Source organism: Rhodopseudomonas sp. BR0C11, from assembly GCF_010820945.1.
Lineage (GTDB): Bacteria > Pseudomonadota > Alphaproteobacteria > Rhizobiales > Xanthobacteraceae > Rhodopseudomonas > Rhodopseudomonas palustris_H.
Genome location: NZ_QTKI01000466.1, coordinates 1 through 3449 on the forward strand (window position 1 = coordinate 1; position 3449 = coordinate 3449).

At 61.3% G+C, this 3449-nt stretch carries 4 protein-coding genes and 1 pseudogene; 1 reads left to right on the forward strand and 4 read right to left on the reverse strand.

Annotated elements, in window-relative coordinates:
• Positions 1-110 (reverse strand): annotated as a pseudogene (ispH, locus tag DYI24_RS23490) (4-hydroxy-3-methylbut-2-enyl diphosphate reductase); the annotation flags it as partial.
• A 259-nt stretch (positions 111-369) separates the two neighbouring features.
• Here ispH and DYI24_RS23495 point away from each other — a divergent pair.
• Positions 370-1086: a DUF1013 domain-containing protein gene (locus tag DYI24_RS23495; RefSeq protein WP_107345862.1), complete on the forward strand. Its 717-nt coding sequence runs from the start codon at positions 370-372 to the stop codon at positions 1084-1086.
• Between the two features lie 332 nt (positions 1087-1418).
• On the opposite strand, the gene DYI24_RS28420 is transcribed toward DYI24_RS23495, so the two are convergent.
• The 3 genes from DYI24_RS28420 to DYI24_RS23505 form a co-directional block, all read right to left on the reverse strand.
• Complete coding sequence (locus tag DYI24_RS28420) at positions 1419-1583, reverse strand: hypothetical protein (protein WP_246701357.1); 165 nt, start codon at positions 1581-1583, stop codon at positions 1419-1421.
• A 35-nt stretch (positions 1584-1618) separates the two neighbouring features.
• The gene (locus tag DYI24_RS28425) at positions 1619-1795 is read right to left on the reverse strand and encodes a hypothetical protein (protein WP_246701358.1); all 177 of its coding nucleotides are present in this window, start codon (positions 1793-1795) and stop codon (positions 1619-1621) included.
• 680 nt (positions 1796-2475) lie between these two features.
• Complete coding sequence (locus DYI24_RS23505) at positions 2476-3009, reverse strand: hypothetical protein (RefSeq protein ID WP_164574046.1); 534 nt, start codon at positions 3007-3009, stop codon at positions 2476-2478.
• Positions 3010-3449 lie beyond the last annotated feature (440 nt).

Here is a 3449-nt window from a genome sequence, read left to right on the forward strand (position 1 = left end):
GCGCTGTACAGAGCGAGCGCCCGCTCGACGGTATCGATCGCCCGCACCACGCCGGCGCAGAACCCGCGCGGCGAGCACAACACGATTTTCAGCGGCGATTTGGCGAGCATTGGCAACGATCCGGGGGCCTGGGCGCCGAGCAGAACCGGCGGAAAACGGGCGCACGCCAACGGCGTTGCGCAGCGGTCGAACGGGGTAGGAATTGGGCCGGGTTTGCGGCACTGTCAAGGCCGTTCAACCTGCACTTTAGCAAGGCTCCTTGCGCGGCGAGCCCCGGACAGCATATATAAGCGGCAATTCCCGTCATCCTCGACGACCCGCCTTGCCTCAGGACGAATCCGGAGGGGCAAGGGACAAAGGAGATTTGCCATGAGCAACGCACCGCTGATGCCGAAGGCCACCGCCGTCTGGCTGCTCGACAACACGGCGTTGACGTTCGATCAGGTCGCCGACTTCACCAAGATGCACGTCTTGGAGGTCAAGGCGATCGCCGACGGCGACGCCGCCCAGGGCATCAAGGGCATGGACCCGATTTCGACCGGCCAGCTCACCCGCGACGAGATCGAGAAGGGCGAGAAGGACCCGGACTATCGCCTGAAGCTCGCCGAGAGCAAGGTGGTGCTGCCGCAGGCCGCCAAGAAGAAGGGCCCGCGCTACACCCCGGTGTCGCGCCGTCACGAGCGCCCGAGCGCGATCCTGTGGCTGGTGCGCAACCATCCGGAGCTGAAGGACGCGCAGATCATGCGACTGGTCGGCACCACCAAGACCACGATCGCCTCCGTGCGCGACCGTACCCACTGGAACGCCGCGACCCTGACCCCGATGGACCCGGTGACGCTCGGCCTGTGCTCGCAGCTCGACCTCGACTTCGAGGTGCAGCGCGCCGCCAAGGAGAAGCCGACCGACCAGCAGTATGGCGGCGCCACCCTGCTGCCGGCCTCCGAGACCACCCGCAAGGAAGCCGAGTTCGAAGCCGCGACCTCCGGTAAGAGCCAGGAAGATCTCGACGTCGACGCGGTGTTCGCCAAGCTCAAGACCATTGGCGGCAAGAAGCACGACGACGAGGACGAAGAAGGCGGCTTCTGAGCCACCGCCCCTCACGGTCATCGCCCGCGCAAGCGAGCGCCCCAGTATTCCAGAGCGCACGTTGCTGACCGCAAGCTCTCTGGAATACTCGATCCTCCGCTTACGCGGAGGATGATGGACCCAGCGCGTTGCGGCTCCGCAACCTGCATCAGCGCAAAGCGCCATCCCCGTCATCGCCCGCGCAGGCGGGCGACCCAGTATCCCAGAGCGCGCGTTGCAGACCGCAGGCTCTCTGGAAGACTCGATCCTCCGCTTGCGCGGAGGATGACGGACCCGGCGCGTTGCGACTCCGCAGCCGGCATCAGCGCAAAACGCCCTCCCCACCATCTTCGTCATCGCCCGCTCCCTGGCTTCCGCCCATCGCGCATCCGCTCGCCGTGCTGCCGCCGCGCCAGCGCCTGGTCGCGGCGCCGGCGCTGCAGGTTGGTGTACAGCGTGTCGATCATCTTCCACTGTGCCTCGGTCGGCGGGTCCATCGGCACGACGGCGCAGAGCATCGGCGTGCGGCAGCCGCGCGCCCGGCGGCAGTCCTTCACTGGGCAACGCTTGTGCGCCTGCGCTTCGTCTGCCAGCCGCGCTGCAGCGCGCGGCGTGCCGCCAGCATGTCGATATCGAGCCAAAGCTGCGCCCGCTCGGCGCTGGCCTGCTGCTCGAGCGCATCCAGCCGCGCGTGATCCCAGCTGAGGTGTTCGGTCGGCCAAGTCGGCATCGCTCCCTCCTGATGCTGATACCAGCGGGCGCGCGCATGCGGCGGCGTTGCCCGCAAAAGCCTTGCGTGAGTGGTGGGTTCAGGGGGCCTCCGGTCGGCCATCGGGCCGAGGGAGGTGGAGCGCCGAAAGACGCGCCTTTGGTAGTACCCGCGGCCTCAGGCTTCGGATCGCCGAAGCGCGAGCGCCGCGGAAACGTCTTTCGACGCTCCACCGTGGCGACTTTTGGCTGAAGGACCGTTCTTCCGGGACACGGCGAGCTTGCGGGCTTTCCCCGGCCTCTACCGTACCCGTCCAGCCTCTGTCGCGGCGGCCGCTCGTAGTAGCGGCGGACGGCGACCCTCAGCCTCCCGGAGGTACAGGGCGACGTCCACCCCACACCCGCAGGCGCCACACCCCGCCCCGCGACGACCAGCGTCCCGGCAACGCGCCCCTCGATGGGGCGGGAGAAATAGGAATATAAACCCAGAAACAGAAGAGTCAACCAAAAGATCAAACTAAAAAAACTTTTAGATGCTCGTCCCTTAACCTAAAAGGCAGCTACATCACCGTTAGCGGCATTTACAATATCTTCTACGCTTTCCTTCGAAACAATCACCAATCTGGGCGGAGTTGATAACTGCCAAGAACACGACCGAGGCTAACCTCACCATCCGGCTTATGCAGACCACCGCACGATGGATTATTTCATGAAAGAGCTCCGCGCAAAGTCCGCCATCGGGGTGTCCGGCCACGCATTTATGTATGCATCAACAAGCCCAGCAGCCTCGGACACGACATCTACAAACTCTGGAGTGTAATAGTAAGCACACCTCTTCTGCAAAGCTTCTCGATTTTCTTCGAACCAACTCCCCCCTTCCTTGGTAGGAATAAATGTTATGGCGGCAGATCCATCTCCGTTCAGCACCCCAACGTAGAATTGCGCTATAGTTTTTTTATATTGTTCCGCATCCATGATTGTCTGAATTAGATTGGCGTAATCTAACATTCGGATCCATTTAAGAATCAACAGATGCGTCTTCGGAAGAGATTCAATCGTCCTTCGGAAAATCATTCGATGATGATAAATATCTTCTGCACCGCGATCATCAACGTAAGCGAGAACAGTCAACCCGAAAGACAATTCCTTCTCGACGTGCTCCACTATGACACCATGAGACCAGCTTGGAATCGTCTCCGTCATGTAAAGCGGAGCAAGTTGCAATTCCCGCATCATGACCACAACCTCGAAATTTCACATCAAGAATGATCTCGGGGCGAATGCCCACACCGTTCGCACCATTGCCCACTTATCCCTTTGTAACCTCTGCAATTGCAGATCATACACGGTCCAGAACCGGCAAATACCTCAAACCTCTCACCAACAGCCGCATCGGTTGTCGGGACCACCTCGAACTCTTCGCACGGTTGCTTGTCCATCTACACCTCCTATGAGTCGCCGAAAATCAGCACTATCTCGAAAAGATCATTCGAAAGATCGCTGCGACCACCCCAGGCGACCGCCTACGAAACTCCCCTTTAGCCGCAGCCGTGAACCCCCGCCCAGCCCCGGCAGCAATCGCCTTTAAAAGAGGCTCTCTTGATTGCTTTCGGCTCTTGGCGCGCTTGATTGGGCTATCAACCTTGAGAATCATCTACGACCTCCCGCCGCTGGAT